Consider the following 254-nt stretch of genomic DNA (forward strand, 5'->3'; position numbering starts at 1 on the left):
AAACCGGAGGAAGGTGGGGATGACGTCAAATCATCATGCCCCTTATGATTTGGGCTACACACGTGCTACAATGGACGGTACAAAGGGCAGCGAACCCGCGAGGTCAAGCAAATCCCATAAAGCCGTTCTCAGTTCGGATTGTAGTCTGCAACTCGACTACATGAAGCTGGAATCGCTAGTAATCGTAGATCAGCATGCTACGGTGAATACGTTCCCGGGTCTTGTACACACCGCCCGTCACACCACGAGAGTTT

1 rRNA gene is annotated in these 254 nt (G+C 51.2%); it reads left to right on the top strand.

Features of this window, described 5'->3' with window-relative positions:
- Nucleotides 1-254: ribosomal RNA gene (locus tag HMPREF2937_RS08080) — 16S ribosomal RNA — on the top strand; the annotation flags it as partial.

It is taken from the genome of Staphylococcus sp. HMSC061G12 (genome assembly GCF_001838465.1).
In the GTDB taxonomy this organism is placed as follows: Bacteria; Bacillota; Bacilli; order Staphylococcales; family Staphylococcaceae; genus Staphylococcus; species Staphylococcus simulans.